Genomic DNA, 22407 nt, shown 5'->3' with positions numbered 1-22407 from the left:
GGCCGGATTCCTACGGTTGCGGCATGTCTGAAACCACGTACACCGCCGTCGCCACTTCGACCGCGGAAGGCCGCAACGGCGGCCGCGCGACCTCCGACGACGGCGTGCTCGACGTCGGCCTCGCCGTCCCGAAGGCCTTCGGCGGCTCCGGCGACGGCACGAACCCCGAGCAGCTGTTCGCCGCGGGCTGGGCGTCCTGCTTCGTCGGCGCCGTCCGCCGCGTCGCGGGCGTCAAGAAGGTGAAGCTGGAAGACCTCGCGGTCGTCGCCGAGGTGACGCTGCACCACGACACGGACGCGGGCGAGTTCCACCTGAGCGCCGCGCTGCACCTGGAGGCCACCGGCATCGACCAGGCCACCGCCGACGAACTGGTCCAGGGCGCGCACCAGGTGTGCCCGTACTCCAAGGCGACGCGCGGGAACGTCGAGGTCACGCTGGACGCCACCGTCGCGTGAGCCGCGGTCCCCGGATGTCATGAAAGGGTCGTTCAGGACGTTTTTCGTCCTGAACGACCCTTTCATGACACGAGGCCCTTGAGCTCCGCCCGCGAACTCACCCCGAGCTTCGGGAAGATCCGGTGCAGATGCGTGCCGACCGTCCGGTGCGAGAGGTAGAGCCGCTGCCCGATCTCCCGGTTCGTCAGACCTTCGGCGGCCAATTGCACGATGCTCATCTCGTGCGGGGTCAGCTTCTCCCGCGCGTCGGGGCCGCGGTTGGGGCTCGATTCCCCCGCGCTCCGCAGTTCACGGCGCGCCCGCTCGGCCCACGCGGTCATGCCGAGCGCGTCGAACGTCTCCCGCGCGGTGCGCAGATGCGCCCGCGAGTCCACCGCGCGCCGTTGCCGCCGCAGCCATTCGCCGTACGCCAGGTGCAGCCGCCCGCGTTCGGCGGGCCAGCCGTCGAGTTCCGCCCCCAGCGCGGTCTCGAACTGTTCGTCGCTCGGTTCGAGCACGGCGCGGGCGTACCGCAGGCCGATGTGCAAAGCGGGGGCGGGAGTCGTCACGGCGAGCCGCTCCATCTCCGCGACGATCTCGCGCAGCGCCTCGACCTGTCCCGCCCGGACCGCGACCTCGGTGAGTTCCGCGACGAAGTAGACGCGCAGCGCCGGCTGGAAGGCGGGATCGGCGGGGTCGAAGAGACGCCGCAGATCGGCGAACGCGTCGTCGAAGCGGCCTTCGCTCGACGCGGCGATCCCCCTGGCGAGTCGCACGGTCGCCAGTACCGGCCGGGCACCGGCGGCGAGCGCGGTCCGTTCGGCCTCGTCGGCCAGCGTCTTGGCCTGTTTGTGCTCACCCCGCAGCGCGGCGATCTCGGCCTGGACCGCGGTGGCGAGCCCGTACATGAACGGCTGCCCGGTCTCCTTGGCGAATTTGGCCGCCTCCGCCGCGGCAGGCACCGCCCCGGCGAGGTCACCGAGCCGGACCCGGCTCCACGCCTGGACCGCCAAGGCACGCGGCAACAGCCCGAGCCTGCCTTGTGCCCGCAGCCCCGGAGCCGCGGCCGCGGAGAACCGCGCGGCCAGATCGACCGCGCCGACCTGCAGTGACGCGCTGCCGAGAAAGCGGTCGACCTCGGGATCGGCACCGGTGGCGGCGGCGAGTCCGCGCAGCTCGCCGAGCACGGCTTCGGCCCGGTCGAACGGCGCCACGTACGCGGCGACAGCGACCAGCCGCGGATCCGAGTTCTCCACCGGGAGACGGTCCGCGACGGCCAGCAGCGTCCGCCGCGTGTCCGCACCGGGTTCGGCCCAGAAACACCGCATGGCGGCACCCCACAGAACGCGCATCGCCGGATCCGGGTACCCGTCCTCGGCGATCGACTCGGCCAGCCGCGCCAGTTCCGCGATCCGTGAAAGGTCCTCGCGAGCGCCGTCCTCGAACCCGCTGAGCAGCCAGCTCGCCGTCGCCCGTTGCCGTGACGTGAGCTCTCCCGCGCGTGCGTCGCGGACGAGCCGTTCCGCCGTCTCACGACCGCCCGATTCGACGGCCAGTTCGGCCGCGCGCAGCAACCGGTCCGCCCGGCGCTCCGGATCGAGGCTCAGCGACGCCGCCTGCTCCAACGCGGCGACGGCGGCCGTCACACCACCGCGATGCCGCGCGCGGTCGGCGGCGTTCTCCAGTTCCCGTGCCACGTTCTCATCGGCGCCCGTCGCGGCCGCCGCCCAGTGCCAGGCGGCGCGATCCGGCTGTCCGCGGAGGATCTCGGCGAGGCTCAAGTGCGCGCGTCGCCGTTCCTCGGTCGGCACCGAAGCGGGAATGGCCGAACGCATCAACGGATGCCGGAACGACACCGTCCTGGCTTCGAGGTCGATCAGCCGGGCTTCGGCGGCCGCTTCCAGCCCCGACGGCTCGACGTCCTCACCCAGCAGCGTCGACGCCGCCGCGAGGGTGTCGGTGAGCGAGCCGGTTTCGTTGAGCGCGGCGACCAGCAAGGTCGTGCGGGCCGGTTCGGGCACGGCGGTGAACCGGGCCCCGAACGTGCGCTCGAGCCGCTCGGTCAGGGGCAGCACGGGATCCGGGGTGTCGGTCACGGCCGACGGCAGTTCGGTCAGGGCCAGCGGATTGCCATCGGCTTCGGCGAGGATCCGGGAGCGGACCGGCGAGGTGATCCCGGGGGCGACGGAGTCGAGCAGCTCGGCCGCCACCTCTTCGGGAAGCCGTTCCAGGTCCATTGAGGACAGTCCCGCGTCGCGCAGCGACGACGGCTCCCCGTCCCGCAGGGTCGCGATCAGGACGATCGGTTCCGTCTCGATCCGCCTGGCCACGAACGCGAGCACGTCGGCGCTCTCGCGGTCCATCCACTGGACGTCTTCGGCGACGATCAGCAATGGTTTGGCCGCCGCCTCCTCCGAAAGCAGCGTCAGCGCGGCGAGCCCGACCAGGTAGGCGCTCGGCTCCGCCCCTTCGGCCAGCCCGAGTGCCACCCACAGCGCGGAACGCTGCGGCGCGGGCAGCAGGTCGGCGCCCGCCCGGACCGGATGGAGCAGCTGGTGCAGCGCGGCGTACGCGAAATTGCGTTCGGCCTCGACGCCGGTCGCGCGCAGAACCCGCAGGCCACCGAGCGTCGCCGTGGCCACGGCCTCCGCGACGAGAGCGGACTTCCCGACGCCCGGCTCGCCCTCGACGAGGACGCCGCCGCAGCCCGCGGCGGGACCGTCGACGAGTTCGGTCAGGTCCTTCAGCTCGGCTTCCCGTCCGAAAAGCGGCATGGTGCGGCATTCCTCCCGTCGGCCGTGGGCGGCCGCCCGTCCGACGATACCCAAACGGTCCGGTTAGGACCGGCGGCGTCCACAGGATGTAGACGGCGTGTCAACACGATCGGCCTAGCTTCGGGAAAGTGATGAGACGCAAGAAGTTGTTCCTGGCGGCGGCACCGCTGGCCGCCCTGCTGCCGCTGGTGCTGACCTCGGTCACCCAGACGGCGCCCGCCCAAGCGGCGGCGGCGTGCGCGGCGGTCCCCGTCGCGGCGCCGGACGGGGCGCGGATCGAATCCGTCCAGGCGACGCAGAAGCCCGGCGGGACCGTCACGTTCCCGCCCACCCCGTTCACGGCCCCCGCCACGATCACCGACGTACCCGCGTACTGCGAAATCACCGTCACCCTGACCCACGGCACGGCGGGTGACCACGTCAAGGTCGCCGTCACCCTGCCGCAGACCGGGTGGACCGGCAGGCTTCAGGCGGTCGGCGGCAGCGCGTACACCGCCGGTGACTTCGGCGCCCCGCTCGTCCAGGCGGTCAAGGACGGCTTCAGCGGCGTGACGACGGACGCCGGCGTCCCCCTGACCTTCCTCGACACGTCCTGGGCGCTCACCTCCCACGGCGAGATCAATAGGCCTCTCGTGACGAACTTCGCGACCCGGTCCGTGCACGAGGCCGCCCTCGTCGGGAAGGACGTGACGCAGAGGTTCTACCAGCGGGAAGTCGCCTACTCGTACTGGAACGGCTGCTCGACCGGCGGCCGTCAGGGCTACTCCGAAGCGCAGCGGTATCCGGGCGACTTCGACGGTGTCCTGGCGAACGCGCCCGCCGTGCACTGGGCCGAGTTCGCGGTCGCGACGCTCTGGCCGCGAGTCGTGATGAACCAGGAGAAGACCTACCCGGCGACCTGCGTCTTCACCGCCTTCCAGCAGGCCGCGATCAAGGCCTGCGACGGCCGGGACGGCGTCACGAACGGCATCGTCGACCGGCCCGACGAGTGCGGTTACGACCCTCGGTCGCTCATCGGCACGAAGGTGCTCTGCGGCGACAGGGAGGTCACCGTCACCGCGGCGGACGCCGAAGTCGTGCGCAAGATCTGGGCCGGGCCGACCGACGAGCACGGACGACGGCTCTGGGCAGGGCTGCCCAAGGGAGCGGATTTCGGCCCGGTGACGACGGCTCCGGGCTTCCCGGTCGCGGTGGGCTGGGTGCAGACGTTCCTGAAGAAGCAGCCCGGGTTCGACACCGAGAAGCTCACCTATCGCCAGTTCGCCGACCTGTTCCGCCAGTCGGTGCGGGAATACGACGACGTCATCGGGACCTCCGATCCGGACCTGTCGGACTTCCGCCGGGCGGGCGGCAAGCTGATCACCTTCGTCGGCACCGACGACCAGCTCATCCCGCCGGGCGGCACCCTGCGGTACCGCCACGAGGTGGAGCGCGAACTGGGCGGTTCGAAGCGGGTGAACGACTTCTACCGGCTGTTCCTCGCGCCGGGTGTCGCGCATTGCGGCGGCGGCGCGGGCGCCACGCCGACGAACGCGCTGGGCGCGCTCGTCGACTGGGTCGAACACGGCAAGGCACCGGCGACCCTGCCCGCGGCGAACGGCGGCAAGACCCGCGATCTCTGCCCGTATCCGCAGCTTTCGCGGTACCGCGGCCACGGTGATCCCGCGGCGGCGTCGAGCTACCGCTGCACCGTCCGCTGAGGTTCGCCAGACCCGTGCCCGTCGTGCCGGCGCCCCCTCCGGCACGACGGGCACTTCCTCACTCTGTGAGAACTCTTTGCCTTACCCCTCAAAAGTACGGTATTGACGACAGTGGACACCGCGACAGCGCATCTCGCGCGGTGGCGCACCACTTCTCCCGAAGACGGCAAAACCGTTGCACCGCAACGAAATCGTCAGCCGGATCGGCACGGAATCTCGCCATATCGCCCCACGTCACAGCCGGGCGATATGACCCAAATGGTATGTACCAGTCGAGTGATACGCCTCGTACGGTCGGGAACGAATCCCCCTCCCCCGCCCGTTTCGAGGAAAGCGTTGAAATGAACAGAAAGATCTTAGCCGCGACCGCAGCGGCCATAACCGGGGCAGGCTTGGTCACCGCCATCGCCCTGACCCCCAGCGCGAGCGCCGGTCAACAAGCCACCGCCGGCGACCAGGCCCAGTCCGAAATGCTGGCCGCGATGTCCCGCGACCTGAAGATCAGCCCCGAGCAGGCCAAGCTCCGGCTCGCGAGCGAGCAGCGTGCCGCGGTCGCCGACAACACGCTGAAGAAGCAGCTCGGCACGTCCTACGCCGGATCGTGGCTGGACTCCACCGGGACCACGCTCACCGTGGCCGTCACCGACGCCGCCCAGGCCGACCTGGTGCGCGCCGCGGGCGCGACGCCGAAGACGGTCGCTCGCAGCGCCTCCGACCTCGACGCCGCGAAACTGCGGCTGGACGCGAAGTCCACCAAGGCACCGAAGACCGTGCCCGGCTGGTACACCGACGTCACCACCAACTCGATCGTCGTGCTCGCCAACGCCGGTGGCGAGGCCGCCGCGAAGTCGTGGGCCGCCGAGTCCGGTGTGCCGTCCGATGTGGTCCGGATCGAGGCCAGCGCCGAGAAGCCGCGCGCACTGATCGACATCATCGGCGGCAACGCCTACACCTTCGGCTCGGGCCGCTGCTCCATCGGCTTCCCGGTCGAGGGCGGCTTCGTCACCGCCGGGCACTGCGGCACCACCGGCACCCGCACCTCGAACCCGAGCGGGACCGTCGCCGGCTCCAGTTTCCCCGGCAACGACTACGCCTGGGTCCGCGCCGACGCCGGCAACACCCCGCGCGCGCTGGTGAACCGCTACCCGGGCACCGTGCCGGTGGCGGGTTCGACCGAGGCCGCGGTCAACTCCTCGGTCTGCCGTTCCGGCTCCACCACGGGCTGGCACTGCGGCACCATCCTGCAGAAGAACACGTCGGTCACCTACCCCGAGGGCACCATCACCGGCCTGACCCGGACCAACGTCTGCGCCGAGCCCGGCGACTCCGGCGGTTCGTGGATCACCGGCGACCAGGCGCAGGGCGTCACCTCCGGTGGCTCCGGCAACTGCACCTCCGGCGGCACCATCTACTTCCAGCCGATCTCGGAGATCCTGAGCGTCTACAACCTGCGGCTGATGGTCACCGGCAACCCGCCGTCCAGCACCACCACCACGCCCACCACCCCGACCAGCCCGACGACGTCGAACCCGCCGGGCGGCACCTGGGCGCCGTACACGTACTACGGCTCCGGCGCGACCGCCAGCTACGGCGGCAGCAACTACCGGGTCATCCAGCCGCACACCTCCATGCCCGGCTGGGAACCGCCGAACGTGCCGGCGCTTTGGGAACTCGCCTGACCTGGACCGCCCCCGGCGACCCGACCTCGCCGGGGGCGGCTCCTCCCCTTGACGACGACGCGTGGGCGGCGGATCTCGAATCCCTCGTCCCCCGCGCCCGCCGCGGTGATCCCGCGGCGACGAACGAGCTCATGAGCATCGTCCAGCCGGTGGTCGCGGACTACTGCCGGAACAGGATGGACGGAACGGACGCGCGCGAGATCGCCGCGGAGGACGTCGCGCAGGAGACCTGCCTCGCCGTGCTCACCGCGCTGCCCACCACGAAGACGACCGGCGGTTCCTTCCTCGCCGCCGTCCTCGGGATCGCCGCCCGGAAGGTCGCCGCTGCCTTCCGGCGGCGAGCCCGGGATCGGTCGGAACCCACATCCGATCCGCCCGAACGCGCGACACCCGAGACCGACGAACCCGAGCGGCTGGCCATCGCCGCCGACGGCCACGACCGGTTGAGGCGGCTGATGAGCACCCTGCCCGGTATCCAGCAGGAGATCCTCCTGTTGCGGATCACGGTCGGGATGACGTCGCCCGAAACAGGGGCGGTCCTGCGGGTGAGCCCCGGCCTGGTCCGGGTCAACCAGCATCGCGCCCTGCACAAACTCCGCACGATCATCAGCGAGGAAGACCTGTGATCAGCCCCCTCATCGGTCCCGGGGACGGCCATACCTGGCCGGTGGAAGTCGATGTCCGGCATCTGCGTCTGCTCGACGCGATCGCGTCGGCGGGCAGCATCGCGAAGGCCGCGACCGCGCTCGGACTCTCCCAGCCCGCGCTGAGTGCGCAGCTCCACCGGGTCGAACGGGCGCTGGAACGGACGGTGTTCGAACGCGACCGGCACGGCGTGCGGCCCACCGCCCTGGGCGAGGTGCTGCTGAACCACGCGCGACGCGTGCTCGCCGCCGCGGACGACCTCGAACTGGCGATCCGCCGGTTCCACACCGCGCCGTCGGAAGGGCTGCTCCGGATCGGTGCGCTCCCGACGGTCTTCGCCGAGACGTTGAGCGGTGTGGTCGCCGCGGCCGCGCCCGGCCGTCCGGTCGAGTTGCTCGCGATGACCGGCCGGACCGCGTTGTTCTCCGCCCTTCTCGACGGCACGGTGGAACTGGCGCTGTACGTGGATCACCCCGGGCAGGAGATCGTCCCGCCCGACGGTGTCCACATGCTTCCCGTCGGGACGGAGCCGGTGTTCGTGATCGTGTCCCCGGACCATCCCGTCGCCGGACGCGGTGAGGTGTCGTTGGCGGAACTCGACGGCTCGACCTGGCTCGCGGTCGCGGGCGGGGACGACGAGTTCCACGATCACCTGACCGATCAGTGCGCCCGGGCCGGGCTCGGCACGATCACCGTGCGGAAGCTGGAACCGACGGTGCTGAGGCAGGCCGTCCGGCGCGATCCCCGCGCGGTGGCGCCCGCCCAGTCCCTCGATTCCGGTACCGCGATGCCCGGCCCGGTGGTGGCACTGCGGGGCGTGCCGCTGAGGACGCGGCATCTCCTGCTGTGGCGCGACGGGTCGCCGGTCGACGTCCAGACTGTCCGAAGTGGACTGGTGCACGCGATCACCGAACTGGCCGCGATCCGGCACCGCCTTCCCGAGTGGGCGGCGGCCAATCCCGGCTGGCTCGGGACCTAGCGCTGGATGCAGTCGAGGCCGAGCCCGAACGTCGTGAGCACGTACTGGCAGATATGCGTCGCGTGCACTTCGTCGGTTTCCAGGCAACCCACCGGGACGCCCAGCAGGTCGACCGCGCACGACGCGTAGAACTGGTTCGGGCTGCCGGGCACCGGGTCCGCGGCGGCGGGCGAGGCGGTGACGGCGCCCGCGAAGACCAAGAACGTGACAGCGGCCGCCGCAGCGGCGATTCGAGACTTCATCGTTCTCTCCTTTTCTTCCCCTGGCGGGTCGATGTCCCGCGTATTCCCCGGATCCGGCCGGTTCACCTGCCGATCACCGGAAAGTGTCACGGGTGACGTACACCGATGACGTCGTCCGACGGGCGCCGCGGTCCGCAGGCCGGTCCTAACTTGAATTCATGCCCGTCTTGGGGAAGTTCGCCCTCGCCACCGCCGTTCTGCTCACCGCCGCGTGCGGCGCTCCCCCGGCTGCGCCCGCACCTCCTGGCGCGGCCGCCGGCTGGTCGCCCGCTCCCGTCGTGCCGTTGCCTTCGCAACCGCCGCCTTCGCTGGTCGTGGACGCGCCCTTGCCCGAACTGCTGGCGATGGGGCTGGTCGTGCTGCGGTACCGGGCGGAAAACCTCCGGATCGTCCCGGTCTACGGCCCGGCCGCGCTGGACGTTTCACCGCGGATCGGCCACATCCACGTGACCGTCGACGACGCCGCGTGGCACTGGGCGGACGGCAGCGGAGAACCGCTGATCATCCAATCCCTGCCGGCGGGGCCGCACAAAGTGTGGATCGGTCTCGCCGATCCGACGCACAAGATCCTCGACGAGAAGACGGTGAACTTCGTCGTTCCCGTCCACAGTGGACACCACTGAAAAGTCTGCCTTCAGCCGTCTCTGAAATCCTGGAGTTCCCTATGACACTCGATCAGTACTACCTGCTCGGCCGCTCCGGACTGCGCGTCAGCCGGATCGCGCTCGGCACGATGAACTTCGGCACCGGCGGTTTCCATGCCGCATACGGAAAGACCGAGGACGAGGCCCGCCCGATCTTCCGCGAGTATCTCGACGCGGGCGGGAACTTCGTCGACACCGCGGACTTCTACACCGCGGGCGAAAGCGAGACCATCCTCGGCCGCCTCATCGCCGAGGCGAAGGTGCGCGACCGGGTCGTGCTCACCACCAAGTGCACCAACAGTGTCGACCCCGGCGACCCGAACGCCGGCGGCAACGGCCGCAAACATCTGATCAGGGCACTCGAAGCGTCGTTGCGACGGCTGGGCACCGACCACGTCGACCTGTTCCTGCTGCACACCTGGGACCGCGTCACTCCGGTCGAAGAGGTGATGCGCACGTTCGACGACCTGGTGCGCGCGGGAAAGATCCGCTATGCCGGGCTTTCCGACGTGCCCGCTTGGTACGCCGCCCGAGCGCAGAGCTTCGCCGAGGCGAACGCGCTGACCCCGGTCGTCAACCTTCAGCTGCCCTACTCTCTCGTCGAGCGGACCATCGAGACGGAACACGTGCCGATGGGGCACCATCTCGGGCTCGGCGTCACCGCGTGGAGCCCGCTGGCGGGCGGATTCCTCACCGGCAAGTACCGGCCGACCGGCGAGACGCCGTCCGGCGAAGGCAGGCTGAGCGATCCGGGGAACCCCGGGAAGTCGTGGACGGACCGGGACTGGGCGTTGCTGAAGCCGCTGGAGAAGGTCGCTGACGAACTCGGTGTCACGATGGCGCAAGTCGCGATCAACTGGGTCGCGACGCAGCCGGGTGTCGCGGCCGCGATCGTCGGGGCGAGCAGCGCGGAGCAGCTGGGCAAGAGCATGGCGGCGCTGGACTTCGAACTACCGCCGGATTTGCGGGCGCTCCTCGACGCGGCGAGTGCTGTTCCGCCGGAGTCGGTGTATCGGATGTTCACGGCCGAGTATCAGAATTGGGTGGTGTCGCCTGGGGTGAAGGTCGGGGACAAGCCTGCGGGGTACGCGCCTGGGGTGCGGAACTGGTGAGGTGTCTTGGCGTGTTGCCGTTTTTTGGCAATGGGCGCGGCCTCGTGCGATGAGCCGGTTGCCGTTTTCTGGCGACGGGCTTGGCGGGCAAGCCATGCACGACCGCCGCCGCCGAACGGTTGCCGGTTGCCGGCAACCGTCCAAAGCAGCACGTCGCGAAGTCCCGGGTATGCGAGCCCGTCGCCGTTTACCGGCAACGAGCCCCCAAGCCCGCTCAAGAATCCCCAGAGTTCTTCCGCCGATTCGCCTGGAACCGCGCCTTCTTCTGCCGATTCCCGCACGTGTTCATGTCACACCACCTACGCGTGCGGCTCTGACTGGTGTCGAAGAAGGCAGCCATACACGTAGGCGACGCGCACAAGGCCATCTTCCCGTCCCGTTCGCCCGAGATGATGCTGATCGCGTCGGCGGCGATCACACTCAGGGCGTCTTCCACGTCGGCGACCCGCCATCGCCGTTCCCCGTCGGGCATCAGGACGGCCGCGGCCCGCCCCTGGACACTGCGGTCGTTGATGACCTGGACGGCGCCGGCAGGCAGGGCTTCCCGAGTCGCGGTCGCGGTCGCGGCGGTGTGGATCGCTTCCCTCAGTTCCCGGGCGAGGTCGAGCTGGGCCGCGGTGCAGGACTCCACGGCCAGGCCGCTCACGGCCAGCCAGTCCACGAGCCGCCGCGGTGTGGGAATGCGCTCCACGGCCTCACCACGACGCTCCGTCAGAGTCGCCGTGAAGCTGGTCGCCAGCACGCTGCCGAGGCGGAAGTCGGGAAAGCCGGAACGCATGGAACCACCTTAGCCGGTTGCGTCCGGACGGGGCGAGCTGTTAGAACCGTCTTAGCCGGTTCCGAGGAGGAGGCCCCATGACCAGCGAAGTGCAAGCCTTCGAAGCCCACGCGACCGACGCCGACCTCGCCGATCTGCGTGCGCGATTGGCCGCGGCGCGGCTACCGGAAGCCGAGACGGTCCCCCGCTGGGGGCAGGGTGTTCCACTCGCCGATCTGATCGAGGTCGTGGACTACTGGCGCACCGAGTACGACTGGCGGTGGTTCGAAAAGCGTCTCGACCGGATCGGGCAGTTCCGCACGACCATCGACGGCCTCGGGATCCACTTCCTGCACCGTCGGTCCACCCGCGCGGACGCCACTCCCCTGGTCCTGACGCACGGCTGGCCGGGCAGCATCGCCGAGTTCGTCGATGTGGTGGACGAACTGGCCGAACCGGCGGACCCGGACACACCGGCGTTCCACGTCGTCGTCCCGTCGCTGCCGGGCTTCGGCTACAGCGACAAACCGGCCACCACCGGCTGGGGAACCGAAAAGATCGCGGCCGCTTGGGTCGAACTCATGGGCAGGCTCGGCTACGACAGGTTCGCGGCCCACGGCGGCGACTGGGGCGGCAACATCACCACGGTCCTCGGCGGCAGATTCCCGGAACACGTTCTCGGCATCCACACGACGTTCGCGGAGGGACCGCCCGGGCTGACGACGGAGGGGCTGACCCCGGCCGAGCGCGAGTGGACCGAGGAAACCCACGACTTCTGGCATCACCGCGCCGCCTATGCCAAGCAGCAGGCGACCCGCCCGCAGACCATCGGCTACTCGCTCGTCGACTCACCGGTGGGCCTGCTCGCCTGGATCCTCGACAAGTTCGCGGAATGGTCGGACACCGCGGACAGCCCGTTCGAGACGATCTCCCGGGACCGCATCCTCGACGACGTCACCCTGTACTGGCTGACCCGGACCGGCGCGTCATCGGCCCGCATCTACTACGAAAGCCACAACTCCCTCGATCCCGAACTCCGCGTCGACGTCCCGGCGGCGATCACCGTCTATCCCCGCGACATCGAGAAGTATCCGCGCCCCTGGGCGCAGGAGCGGTACCGGCGGATCGTCCGCTGGAGGTCGCCCGACGCAGGCGGGCATTTCCCGTCGCTGGAGGTTCCCGGGTATTTCGTCAAGGATCTGCAGGAGGGCCTCACGGCCGTACGGCAAGCGGTATAGGTCGTTATACAAAACAGATCACCAGGCGGCAGTCCAAGATCAGCCCGCACATCCGTTCCAGCGGCTCACGGCCGACATGGCTGGACGGCCCGCCGCTGATCAGCAGGGTCGGCGCCGTGATCGCGCCGAGCCGCTCCCACCACGCGGGGTCGGGCGTGCGTAGTTCGGCCATGATCGGATCGATCAGCCGCCAGTCGAACGGCAACGGCTCGAACGGCTCCAGAGCCTCCAGCGGAGGCGGCGGGGTGTCCTCGACGACCAGCCGCCGCACGTGCCCGGGCAGCCTCTGGGCGAGCAGCACGGCGACCCGGCCGCCCATCGAGTGGCCGACCAGGTCCGCTTCATCCCCGAGGAGCTCGCCGACGCCGTCGGCCATCGCGTCGAGCGAGTAGTTCTCGACGTGGGCGCTGTCGCCGTGCCCCGGCAAGTCGACGGCCACGACACGACGAGCCAGGCGACCGGCGAAATCGTCCCAAGTGCCCGCTTTGCTGCCCAGGGCGTGCAGCAGGACGACGGGCACCCCACCGGACGGACCGGTCTCCCGCAACGCGAGCATCAGGCCCGCAGATGCGCCCGGTCCGGCGCGACGGCATGCCGCAGCGGCTCCCCGAGCACGAACCGCCGCAGCTCACCGGCCACGAGTTCGCTCATCCGGGCACGCTCGGCGCCCAGCGCGCCTGCCAGATGCGGGGTGAGCACCACGTTCGGCAACGTGTACAGCGGCGAGTCCGGCTCCGGCGGTTCGGGCCAGGTGACGTCGAGGATCGCGGTGAGATCGGGACGCTCGGCCAGCACCGGGACGACCGACGGCTCGTCGACGACGGCGCCGCGGGCGGTGTTGATCAGGGTCGCGCCGATGCCCATCCTGGCGACCAGCTCACCGTCGACCAGGCCTTCGGTCTCCGGGAGCAGCGGCGCGTGCAGGCTCACCACGGGACACGTGGCGAACAGCTCCTCCAAGCCCACCAGCCGCACGCCGAGGCCTTCGGCGGTAGCCGGGTCGACGACGGGGTCGCTCGCGAGCACCTCCACGTCGAAACCGCGCAAATGCGACGCGACGAGAGCACCGATCTCGCCGAGGCCGAGCAGGCCGACGCGGGACCGGTAGGCGCCCGCGACCCGCGGATCCGGCGGATAGGCGCGCCGCTCCCGGATCTCGCGGGAGATGCGGTGCACCTGCTTGAGTCCTAAGAGGACCTGGGCCAGGGTGAACTCGGCGACCGGGACGGCGTTCGCGGCCGCGGCGGACACGATCGGCAGCTCGCGCGCCCAGAACTCGGGCGTGGTCAGCGGCCGGACCGAGCCGGCCGCGACGAGCACGGCCCGCAGGTCCCGCGCGTGTCCCAAAAGGACGGAGTCCAGCACCGGGGCACCCCAGCCGGACAGCAGGATCTCGACGCCTTCCAGTGCCGACGGGTCCTCCGCCAGCCGCTCTCGGGTGAGCGGCTCACGCAGGTCCACCAGCGTTTCGATCTCCTTCAGCACGGCCTCGGGGTATACGTCGCCGCGGCGGCGTTCCTCCATCACGAGAAGTGCCGTCGGCCGGTGTTGCTGCTCGGTCATCCCTACCTCCGGCGGCGACCATACATCGGATGCTTGAGCCGGTCCACGCACGGCGAGTCCCGCGCAGAGGCAAACACGGGCGATTGAAATTCGTAATGATCGGACCATTGACCGGAGACCGGGAAAGCGCTTACCGTCCCCTCCGAGGTAGACAGCGTGGTCCACAGTGAACAGGAGAAGCGATGCGGAAATCGCGGTGGATCGGCGTGGGACTCACTGTCTCAGCGCTGGTCCTTTCGGGCTGCTCGGCAGGCCCCGCCGGAACGAACGTCGCGCAGGACACCAAGGCGCCGTTGGAACTGTGGACCCGGACGACCCCCGGTGGCGCCGGCGAACAGGCCACCAAGCGGCTCGCGGAAGCCTTCGAGAAGGCCACGGGATTCAAGGTGCAGGTCACCGCGATCTTCGACGACTTCGAGACGAAGCTGGCCCAGCGCGCCGCCCAGCGCGACCTGCCGGACATCGTGATGAACGACCTCACGCAGCTGGGCACGATGAAGACCCAGGGTCTTCTCCGCGAGGTCGAGCAGGGCAAGATCAAGCACGCCTCGGAGCTCACCGAGCGGGCGCTGAAGTCGAGCCAGACCGCGGACGGCAAGCTGTACAGCCTGCCCTTCAGCGCCCAGGCCTCGGCGCTGCTGATCCGCAAGGACTGGCGGGAGAAGCTCGGGAAGAGCGTCCCGCAGAGCTGGGCCGAACTGGCGGACCTCGCCAAGGCCTTCACCACCGGCGACCCCGATGGCAACGGCAAGGCCGACACCGCGGGCCTGAACGCGACGCTGTCGACCAAGCGGGGTTACGCCTCCTGGTACTTCTCGAACTTCCTGTGGGCCGCGGGCGGCGACTTCATCACCGAAACCGGGGGCGGCAAGTACAAGCCCGCGATGAGCACGCCCGAATCCGTGGCCGCCGTGCAGTGGTTCCGCGACCTCGGCTGCAAGGACAACGTGATCCAGCCAGGCGCGGTCACCATGCCGACCCCGGCGACCAACGAGACCTTCGAAGCGGGCAAGGCCGGCATGTACGTCGTCGGTCCGTACCTGTTGCCGCGGTTCGACAAGGCGCTCGGCAAGGACAAGTACGAGGTCGTCCCGATGCCGAAGGGCGCCAAGAACGCCGACGTCCTCGCCGAGGGTGCGTCGATCTACATGATGGCCGGTTCGCCGAACCAGGCCGGCCAGGACGCCTTCGGCGACTTCGCGATCTCGGCCGAAGGCCAGAAGATCGGTATGGAGGGCGAAACCGCCTTCATCGTGCAGCTCCCGGTGAACAAGAACGTCGACATCACCCAGGTCCGCTCCGACCCGCGTTGGAAGACCTACGCCGAGATCTATGCCAACTCCGGTCACTACTCGCCGTCCATCCCGAACTGGACGCCGGTCCGCCAGGACAGCGCCGACACGATCAGCGCGCTCGTCGCCGACTGCAAGCTCGATCTCAAGGCGGAACTGTCCAAACTCGACACCAAGCTCACCGCGACCTTGCAGCAACAGGGGATCAGCGCGTCATGACCGTAGATCACGCCAAGCCGGCGGCCGTCGGCGCGGACCGTCCCGCCGTGAAGCGGACGCCCGCGCCGAAGGCCCGCAGGCGCAGCGACCGCGACGGGAAGTGGTGGACGCCGTGGCTGTTCCTGGCCCCCGCCCTCATCCTGTTCGTGTACTTCAAGTTCATCCCGATGATCACCGCGGTGACGATGTCCTTCCAGGACGTCCAGCCGTACCTGGGCAGCCAGTGGGTCGGCGGGCAGAACTACGGCACCGTCCTCGGTGACGAGGCGTTCCACTCCGCGATCTGGCACACCGTCGTGATCGCGATCGGGCAGACCGCGGGGTCGATGATCATCGGCCTCGCGCTCGCCCTGCTGATGGAGGGCCAGAGCAAGCGGCTGAAGTTCCTGCGCTCGGCGGCCTTCCTCCCGGTGGTCGTGCCGATCGCGGTGGTCGCCGAGCTCTGGCGGATCATGTACCACCCGACCGAGGACGGGATGCTGAACTCCATCCTCGGCCTGGTCGGCCTTGGCCCGTCGGGATTCATCAACGACCCCGACTCGTCGATGATCTCGGTGATCATCACCGGGATCTGGCGCGGCGCCCCGTACGACATGATGATCTTCCTCGCCGGTTTGGCGGGCATCGACCGCGGACTTTACGAAGCGGCCACTGTGGACGGTGCCTCCCGCTGGCGCAAGATCCTCCACGTGACGCTGCCGGGCCTGCGGTCGGTGTTCTCGATCCTGTTCGTCCTCGCGGCGATCCGCGGCCTGCGGGTGTTCACCGAAGTGTTCCTGCTGACCAACGGCGGGCCGAACGGCTCGACCGAGGTGGCGATGACCCTGATCTACAAACTCGGCCTGGAACAGAACCGGCTGGGCGTCGGTGCGGCGGGCGCGGTCCTGCTGTTCCTCGCGACGCTCGTGCTGACCCTGTTCGTCCAGGTGCTCCGACGGAGGCGAGACGCATGACCGCGGCCAACGATTCGGCGCTCGGCCTCGACGCCGTCAAATCGCCGGGCGGACGGATCCTGAGGTTCGTCCTGTACGCCCTGCTGCTCCTGGTGTTCGCCGGGCCGCTGCTGGCGCTGCTGGTCAGCGCGTTCAACGACGTCTCCGACCCGACGGCACTGAGCGTCGTCCCGTCCAGCCCGACCCTGGGCAACTTCGGGATCGCCTTCGACCTGGGCGTGGGGATGTATCTCCTCAACTCCTTCCTGGTCGTCGGTTTCGGCCTGCTGCTGCAGGTCGTCATCTCGGTGCTGGCGGGCTACGCGCTGGCGCGCAAGAAGTTCCGGTTCATGACCTTCGTGCTGGTCGCGATCCTGGCGACGCTGATGCTGCCGGAGGAGATCCTCGCGATCCCGCTGTCGCTGATCCTGTCGGATCTGCCGGTGGTGCACCTCAATCTGATCGGCAGCCTCGCCGGGATGATCGTGCCGCTGGGCGCGTGGGCCTTCTCGATCCTGGTGATGACCGAGTTCATGAAGGACGTCCCGCGCGAGCTCGAAGAGGCCGCGCGGATCGACGGGGCCGGCGACCTGCGGATCTTCGCGCAGATCATCCTCCCGATGTGCAAGCCCGCGCTCGGCGTGATCGGCGTCTTCGGCTTCACGATGATCTGGGACCAGTATCTGCTGCCGTTGCTGGTGTCGACCGACGCTTCGACCTACACCTTGCCGCTGGCCCTGCGGACACTGCGGATCGACACGGACGTCACGCCCGGCGTGATCATGGCCGCGTCGCTGCTCGCGCTGCTCCCCTCGGTCGCCGCGTTCCTGTTCTTCCAGCGTTCGTTCGTCCGCGGCCTGGCCTCGGGCGCGCTCAAGGGCTGACCCAGCAAAGACAGACAAGGAGCGATCCTGCAGTGAGTTCCACCTCCTGGTTCACCCACGACCGGTTCGGGATGTTCGTCCACTGGGGACTGTATTCGCTGGCCGCCCGGCACGAATGGGTGCAGAACCACGAGAAGCTGACCGACGAGCAGTACCGGGTCTACTTCGACCACTTCGAGCCGGACAAGTACGACCCGCGGTCCTGGGCTCGGGCCGCGAAGGCCGCGGGCATGACCTACGTCGTGCTGACCACCAAGCACCACGACGGTTTCTGCCTGTGGGACAGCGACCTCACCGACTTCAAGGTGACGAACACGCCGTACGGCAAGGATCTGCTCGGCCCGTTCGTCGACGCGTGCCGCGAGGAAGGCCTGAAGGTCGGCTTCTACCACTCGCTGATCGACTGGCACCACCCGGCTTTCCCCGTCGACGGCACCCATCCCCGCCGTGACGACGCGGAGTACATCGCGGCGCACCAGTACGCCGACATCGCCGAGTACCAGCTCTATCTCCACGGTCAGGTGCGCGAACTGCTCACCCGCTTCGGCACGATCGACTACCTGTTCTTCGACTTCTCCTACAAGGGCCGCAAGGAATGGTGGGGCGGTAAGGGACCGGAGGACTGGGACTCCCCCGGCCTGCTCGCGCTGGTCCGCGAACTGCAGCCCGGCATCCTGGTCAACGACCGCACCGGGATCCCCGGCGACTTCATCACCCCGGAGCAGTACCAGCCCTCCGGCCCGATGACCCGCGACGGTGTCCCCGTGGTGTGGGAGGCGTGCCAGACGCTGAACGGCAGCTGGGGTTACGACCGCGACAACCTCGACTACAAGAGCCCCGAACTGCTCATCCGGATGCTGGTCGACGGCGTGTCCAAGGACGGCAACCTGCTGCTCAACGTCGGACCGAACGGCAGGGGCGAGATCGACCCCCGCGCGCACGAGGTGCTCGCAGAGATCGGCCGCTGGATGGACCGGCACGAACGCTCCATCCGCGGCTGCGGTCCCTCGGAGTTCACCGCGCCCGCCGACGGCCGCTACACCCAGCGCGGGGACCGGCTGTACCTGCACCTGTTCAGCTGGCCGATGAACCACGTCCACCTGCCAGGGCTCGCCGGGCGGGTGCGTTACGCCCAGTTGCTCGACGACGCCTCGGAAATCCGGCAGGTGCACACGGATCCCGGGCAGACCGCGCAGAACACCCAGATGGGCGGGCAGCCGGAAGGCACGCTCACCCTGAAACTCCCCATCCGGAAACCGGACACCCCGGTCCCGGTGATCGAACTGTTCCTGAGCACCGAAAGCCCCGCCGCCGAAACCCGCCCCACCGATTGAGCACGGAGGCATCATGGATCGCAGAAGGTTCCTCAGCGGCGCCACCCTCGGCGCCGCGCTGATCACCGTCCCCTGGGTCACCGCGGGCACGGCGTCGGCCAAGCCGAAGCGGCTCTGCGCACTGAACGTCGGTTCGCTGACCGAACTGCAGAACGCGATCAACCAGGCCGTCCCCGGCACCGTCATCACGGTGAACGACGGCGCGTACACCGTGCCGACGGGCAAGCCGGTCAGCGTCAAGGGCAGGCGCGGTACGAAGGACCAGCCGATCACGATCGTCGCGCAGTCCCGCGGCGGGGTGACGTTCAACGGCGAGCAGAGCTTCGTCTTCGACGACTCCACCGGCGTCACGCTCAGCGGATTCAACTTCCGGCAGAGCACCACGCTGGAGATCCCGGCGAACTGTTCGCGGATCCGCCTGACCCGCAACGACTTCCAGCTGGCCGACATCGAAGGCCTGCACTGGGTGATGATCCGCGCCGACTACAGCAAGGTCGACCGCAACCACTTCCACCACAAGACGACGCTCGGTGTCATGCTCTGCATCGAGGGCGCGGACGAAGACAAGATGGCGACCGGCGTCCACGTCGTACGGAACTACTTCTCCGACCACACGTTCCCCGGCGACAACGGCGGCGAGCCGATCCGGCTCGGCGTCAGCCCGCGCGCGCTGAGCACCGCCGGCGCCACGGTGGAGTACAACCTGTTCGAACGCGCGAACGGCGACCCGGAGGCGATCTCGGTCAAGTCGTCGGGCAACTTCATCCGCAACAACACCATCCGGAACAGCCTCGGCGGCATCGTGCTGCGCCACGGTAACAAGACCGTCGTCGAATCCAACTTCATCCTCGGCGGCAAGGAAGGCATCCGGATCTACGGCAACGACCACAAGATCCTCAACAACTACGTCGCCGGGGTGTCCAGCACCGCGCTGGTCGTCGGCAGTGGCTCCGTCCGTGACCACTTCCCGGGTGAATCGAAGGAATCACGGCGCGGCAACGACGCGGCGGACCGCGTGCTCATCGCGCACAACACGCTGCTGAACAACGGCGGCACGCTCGCCGGCGAGACCAAACGGACGATCGAACCGCGCGACTGCACGATCTCGGACAACCTCTTCGTCAGCGGCAGCGGCGACCTGGTCGCGATGAGCACCACGGGCAACTTCACCTGGTCCGGCAACATCCTGTGGGGTTCGGGCGGGGACGGCAACATCCCGGCGGGCACCTTCCGCCGGGTCGACCCGAAGCTCGTGCAGGGCACCGACGGCGTCTCGCGGCTCGCCGCGGGCAGCCCGGCGATCGACGCGGCGACCCTCTCGACCGCGCCGGTCACGCTGGACATCGACGGTCAGGCCCGCGGCAGCCTGCGTGACGTCGGCGCCGACGAGTACTCGACGGCCGCCATCGCCAACCGGCCGCTCACCACCGCGGACGTCGGCCCCGCCGCTCCGTAGCGAGGCGGTCGACATCAGAGCCGGGCTCACGCCGGCGTCAGCCCACGCCGGCGTGAGCCCCACCGCACCACCGAGGAGGAACCATGGCGCAGCGTGCCGCGGGTTCGGCCACCCTGGCCGACGTCGCCCGCGAGGCCGGAGTGTCGCTCGCGACGGCGTCGAGGGCGCTCAACGGCGGGACCAGACAGGTCAGCGGCACCCTGCGCGAATCGGTACTGCGGGCCGCGGAACGTTTGCAGTACACCGCGAACGTGCCCGCGCAGGCGATGGCCCGCGGCCGCGGCAACGTCGTCGGGCTGCTGGTGCACGACATCGTCGACCCGTACTTCTCCTCGATCGCGTCGGGCGTCATGCGCGTGGCGGCGCGGCACGGGCTGACGGTCACCATCGCGAGCACGGAGAACCATCCGGAGAAGGAACTCGAATACGTCACGACGCTGCGCGGGCAGCGGGCGCGGGCGGTCATCCTCGCCGGGTCGCGTAACGAAGACAGTGCCCTGCAACGGAATCTGACCAAGGAGCTCAAGGCGTTCGAGGCCGCCGACGGCCAGGTCGTGGTGATCGGGCAGCGGAAGCTCCCCTTCGACACGGTCATGCTGGAGAACCGCGCGGGAGCGGCGGATCTGGCCGAACGACTCACCCTGCTCGGGCACCGCGACTTCCTCGTCCTCGCCGGGCCGTCCGGCCTGCTGACCTCGCGGGACCGGGTGCTGGGTTTCCGTGACGGCCTCGCCCGGCAAGGTGTCCCCTTGCCCGAGAACCACGTGCTGCGCGCGGAATTCACCCGCGACGGTGGCTACGCGGCGATGGTGCGGGCGATCGAGAACGGCTTCCGCGGCTGTGTGTTCGCGGTCAACGACGTGATGGCCGTCGGCGCGATGGCCGCCTGCCGCGACCGCGGGCTGCAGGTGCCCGCGCAGATCGCGATCGCCGGGTTCGACGACATTATTACGTTGCGGGACATAAGGCCGTCGCTGTCCACTGTGCGCGTGCCGATCGAGCGCATGGGCGAGCAGGCCCTCGACTTCATCCTCGACCACCGCGCGGACGGTCCCCGCGTCAAGCCGATCACCGGCGAGGTCGTGCTGCGGGAAAGCACTCAACCGTTGGAGGGAAAATGATCCGCCCGGGACTGTGTTCGGTGACGCTGCGACGGCTGGACGCCGACGAGGTCGCCTGTCGCGCCGAGAAGGCGGGACTGCAGGTGATCGAATGGGGTGCCGACGTCCATGTGCGACCCGGTGACGACTGGGCGGCCGAGCGCGCGTTCGAGGCCATGGCACGGCACGGGCTGACCTGCGACTCCTACGGTTCCTACTTCCGCGCGACCCCGATGGAGGCCGGGAAGTTCGGCGAGATCGCCGCCACCGCGGTCCGGCTCGGTGCCTCGCGGATCCGGGTGTGGGCGGGGAAAGCGGGCTCCGAAGACGTCGACTCCTACGAGCGCGAGCAGATCGTCGCCGGGCTCCGCGAGGCCGCCGACGTCGCGTACGCGCACGGTCTCGAAGTCGCGCTGGAGTTCCACGGCGGGACACTGACCGACACCGCCGAATCGACCGTGCGGTTGCTCGAAGAAGTGGGCCGCGACAACCTCGGCACCTACTGGCAGCCGCCGCAGGATCTGCCGGACGAGCAGGCGCTGGCGGGGCTGGAACTGGTACTCGACCAGGTCCGCGCGGTGCACGTGTTCTCGTGGTGGCCCAGCAACGAGCGGCATCCGCTGACCTTCCGGACGGAGCTCTGGACGCGGGCGTTCGGCCTGCTCGCCAAGGCGGGGCGCCCGCTCGACGCGCTGCTGGAATTCGTCCCGGACAACGACCCGGACCTGATCCCCGGCGAGGCCGACTCGCTGCGGAAGCTGATCGAGGCGGGCGCGTGAGGTTCACCGAGGCCGACCGCCTGCTGTTCGCCGGCGACTCCATCACCGATTCCAGCCGCGACCGCACCGATCCGGCGTCGCTCGGCAAGGGCTACGTGCGGCAGATCGCGGACCTCCTCGGCGACGGGCCGGAAGTGCTCAACCGCGGGATCAACGGCAACCGGATCTACGATCTCGAAGCCCGGTGGACCACCGACGTCCTCGCCGCGCGTCCCACGGTGCTGACGGTGAAGATCGGCATCAACGACACCTGGCGGACGTTCGACCGCGGCCTGCCGAGCCCGATCGAGAAGTTCCGCGCCGCCTACTCCCGGCTGCTGGCCGGCGCGCGGCAGCACCTCCCGGCCGAGTTGTACGTGATCACGCCGTTCCTGCTGCCGGTGGAGCCGGAGCAGCAGGAGTGGGTCGCCGATCTGGCCCCCCGCATCGAAACCGCGATCGGCGTGGCGACCGAGTTCGGCGCGCGCCTGATCCGCGCGGATCTGTTCATGCCGCGGGCGGCCGCCGAGCACGGGGCGGCGACGCTGGCCCCGGACGGCGTCCACCCCAGCCCGCTGGGACATCGCCTGCTCGCCGAAGCCTGGCTCGCGGCCGCCGGGTCGCCGGTCCAGGAGGCTCCGCTCTCCTAGCGGATACAGTTGCGT

At 69.5% G+C, this 22407-nt stretch carries 21 protein-coding genes; 16 read left to right on the top strand and 5 right to left on the bottom strand.

Annotation, left to right across the window (positions count from 1 at the left end; genetic code table 11):
- Positions 1-23: 23 nt before the first annotated feature.
- A complete protein-coding gene (locus ACSMFO_RS00595) occupies positions 24-455 on the top strand; it encodes an organic hydroperoxide resistance protein (RefSeq protein WP_037336829.1) in 432 nt (143 codons plus the stop codon).
- Positions 456-517: 62 nt separating this feature from the next.
- Here the strand turns inward: ACSMFO_RS00595 and ACSMFO_RS00590 are convergent, their stop codons facing one another.
- Positions 518-3208 carry a helix-turn-helix transcriptional regulator gene (locus ACSMFO_RS00590; RefSeq protein WP_436456322.1) on the bottom strand — a complete coding sequence of 897 codons (2691 nt, stop codon included), beginning with the start codon at positions 3206-3208 and terminating at the stop codon, positions 518-520.
- Between the two features lie 131 nt (positions 3209-3339).
- On the opposite strand from ACSMFO_RS00590, the gene ACSMFO_RS00585 reads away from it, so the two are divergent.
- From ACSMFO_RS00585 to ACSMFO_RS00570, 4 genes are all read left to right on the top strand, one after another.
- Positions 3340-4908: a tannase/feruloyl esterase family alpha/beta hydrolase gene (locus ACSMFO_RS00585; protein ID WP_436456320.1), complete on the top strand. Its 1569-nt coding sequence runs from the start codon at positions 3340-3342 to the stop codon at positions 4906-4908.
- Positions 4909-5249: 341 nt separating this feature from the next.
- Complete coding sequence (locus ACSMFO_RS00580; protein WP_436456318.1) at positions 5250-6587, top strand: alpha-lytic protease prodomain-containing protein; 1338 nt, start codon at positions 5250-5252, stop codon at positions 6585-6587.
- Positions 6572-7213 (top strand): sigma-70 family RNA polymerase sigma factor, encoded by a 642-nt coding sequence (locus tag ACSMFO_RS00575; RefSeq protein WP_436456316.1) that lies wholly within the window; start codon positions 6572-6574, stop codon positions 7211-7213. Before ACSMFO_RS00580 ends, ACSMFO_RS00575 begins: the two co-directional genes overlap by 16 nt.
- Positions 7210-8211, top strand: a complete 1002-nt coding sequence (locus tag ACSMFO_RS00570) for a LysR family transcriptional regulator (RefSeq protein WP_436456314.1) — start codon at positions 7210-7212, stop codon at positions 8209-8211. Before ACSMFO_RS00575 ends, ACSMFO_RS00570 begins: the two co-directional genes overlap by 4 nt.
- Here the strand turns inward: ACSMFO_RS00570 and ACSMFO_RS00565 are convergent.
- A complete protein-coding gene (locus ACSMFO_RS00565) occupies positions 8208-8453 on the bottom strand; it encodes a hypothetical protein (protein WP_436456312.1) in 246 nt (81 codons plus the stop codon). The genes ACSMFO_RS00570 and ACSMFO_RS00565 overlap by 4 nt on opposite strands.
- Before the next feature lie 158 nt (positions 8454-8611).
- Between ACSMFO_RS00565 and ACSMFO_RS00560 the strand changes: the two genes are divergently transcribed.
- On the top strand, positions 8612-9076 hold the full coding sequence (locus ACSMFO_RS00560; RefSeq protein ID WP_436456310.1) for a DUF6130 family protein: 465 nt from the start codon (positions 8612-8614) through the stop codon (positions 9074-9076).
- Positions 9077-9117: 41 nt separating this feature from the next.
- Positions 9118-10209: an aldo/keto reductase gene (locus ACSMFO_RS00555; RefSeq protein WP_436456308.1), complete on the top strand. Its 1092-nt coding sequence runs from the start codon at positions 9118-9120 to the stop codon at positions 10207-10209.
- Positions 10210-10423: 214 nt separating this feature from the next.
- On the opposite strand, the gene ACSMFO_RS00550 is transcribed toward ACSMFO_RS00555, so the two are convergent.
- Positions 10424-10987: a CGNR zinc finger domain-containing protein gene (locus tag ACSMFO_RS00550; RefSeq protein ID WP_436456306.1), complete on the bottom strand. Its 564-nt coding sequence runs from the start codon at positions 10985-10987 to the stop codon at positions 10424-10426.
- Between the two features lie 77 nt (positions 10988-11064).
- Here ACSMFO_RS00550 and ACSMFO_RS00545 point away from each other — a divergent pair, with 77 nt between their 5' ends.
- On the top strand, positions 11065-12204 hold the full coding sequence (locus tag ACSMFO_RS00545) for an epoxide hydrolase family protein (protein WP_436456304.1): 1140 nt from the start codon (positions 11065-11067) through the stop codon (positions 12202-12204).
- 4 nt (positions 12205-12208) lie between these two features.
- Here ACSMFO_RS00545 and ACSMFO_RS00540 read toward each other — a convergent pair whose 3' ends face one another.
- Together ACSMFO_RS00540 and ACSMFO_RS00535 are read right to left on the bottom strand one after the other, a co-directional pair.
- Positions 12209-12760, bottom strand: coding sequence for an alpha/beta fold hydrolase (locus ACSMFO_RS00540; protein WP_436456302.1), 552 nt, complete (start codon positions 12758-12760; stop codon positions 12209-12211).
- Positions 12760-13767 (bottom strand): hydroxyacid dehydrogenase, encoded by a 1008-nt coding sequence (locus ACSMFO_RS00535; RefSeq protein ID WP_436456300.1) that lies wholly within the window; start codon positions 13765-13767, stop codon positions 12760-12762. Before ACSMFO_RS00535 ends, ACSMFO_RS00540 begins: the two co-directional genes overlap by 1 nt.
- A 182-nt stretch (positions 13768-13949) precedes the next feature.
- Between ACSMFO_RS00535 and ACSMFO_RS00530 the strand changes: the two genes are divergently transcribed.
- The 8 genes from ACSMFO_RS00530 to ACSMFO_RS00495 all read left to right on the top strand — a co-directional run bounded on the left by ACSMFO_RS00530 (position 13950) and on the right by ACSMFO_RS00495 (position 22392).
- The gene (locus tag ACSMFO_RS00530) at positions 13950-15278 is read left to right on the top strand and encodes a sugar ABC transporter substrate-binding protein (protein WP_436456298.1); all 1329 of its coding nucleotides are present in this window, start codon (positions 13950-13952) and stop codon (positions 15276-15278) included.
- Positions 15275-16231, top strand: a complete 957-nt coding sequence (locus tag ACSMFO_RS00525) for a carbohydrate ABC transporter permease (protein ID WP_360096588.1) — start codon at positions 15275-15277, stop codon at positions 16229-16231. Before ACSMFO_RS00530 ends, ACSMFO_RS00525 begins: the two co-directional genes overlap by 4 nt.
- On the top strand, positions 16228-17094 hold the full coding sequence (locus ACSMFO_RS00520; RefSeq protein ID WP_436456295.1) for a carbohydrate ABC transporter permease: 867 nt from the start codon (positions 16228-16230) through the stop codon (positions 17092-17094). Before ACSMFO_RS00525 ends, ACSMFO_RS00520 begins: the two co-directional genes overlap by 4 nt.
- Positions 17091-18428: an alpha-L-fucosidase gene (locus ACSMFO_RS00515; protein ID WP_436457050.1), complete on the top strand. Its 1338-nt coding sequence runs from the start codon at positions 17091-17093 to the stop codon at positions 18426-18428. The genes ACSMFO_RS00520 and ACSMFO_RS00515 overlap by 4 nt, the downstream gene beginning before the upstream one ends.
- A 13-nt stretch (positions 18429-18441) precedes the next feature.
- Positions 18442-19884, top strand: coding sequence for a chondroitinase-B domain-containing protein (locus ACSMFO_RS00510; RefSeq protein WP_436456293.1), 1443 nt, complete (start codon positions 18442-18444; stop codon positions 19882-19884).
- An 83-nt stretch (positions 19885-19967) separates the two neighbouring features.
- On the top strand, positions 19968-21005 hold the full coding sequence (locus tag ACSMFO_RS00505; RefSeq protein WP_436456291.1) for a LacI family DNA-binding transcriptional regulator: 1038 nt from the start codon (positions 19968-19970) through the stop codon (positions 21003-21005).
- Positions 21002-21763 (top strand): sugar phosphate isomerase/epimerase family protein, encoded by a 762-nt coding sequence (locus ACSMFO_RS00500; protein ID WP_436456289.1) that lies wholly within the window; start codon positions 21002-21004, stop codon positions 21761-21763. The genes ACSMFO_RS00505 and ACSMFO_RS00500 overlap by 4 nt, the downstream gene beginning before the upstream one ends.
- On the top strand, positions 21760-22392 hold the full coding sequence (locus ACSMFO_RS00495) for an SGNH/GDSL hydrolase family protein (RefSeq protein WP_436456287.1): 633 nt from the start codon (positions 21760-21762) through the stop codon (positions 22390-22392). Before ACSMFO_RS00500 ends, ACSMFO_RS00495 begins: the two co-directional genes overlap by 4 nt.
- Positions 22393-22407 lie beyond the last annotated feature (15 nt).

This window comes from Amycolatopsis sp. w19 (assembly GCF_051373225.1).
Lineage (GTDB): Bacteria > Actinomycetota > Actinomycetes > Mycobacteriales > Pseudonocardiaceae > Amycolatopsis > Amycolatopsis japonica.
The sequence above is the reverse complement of the archived record's forward strand: the minus strand, read 5'-3'. Positions and strand labels throughout refer to the sequence as shown.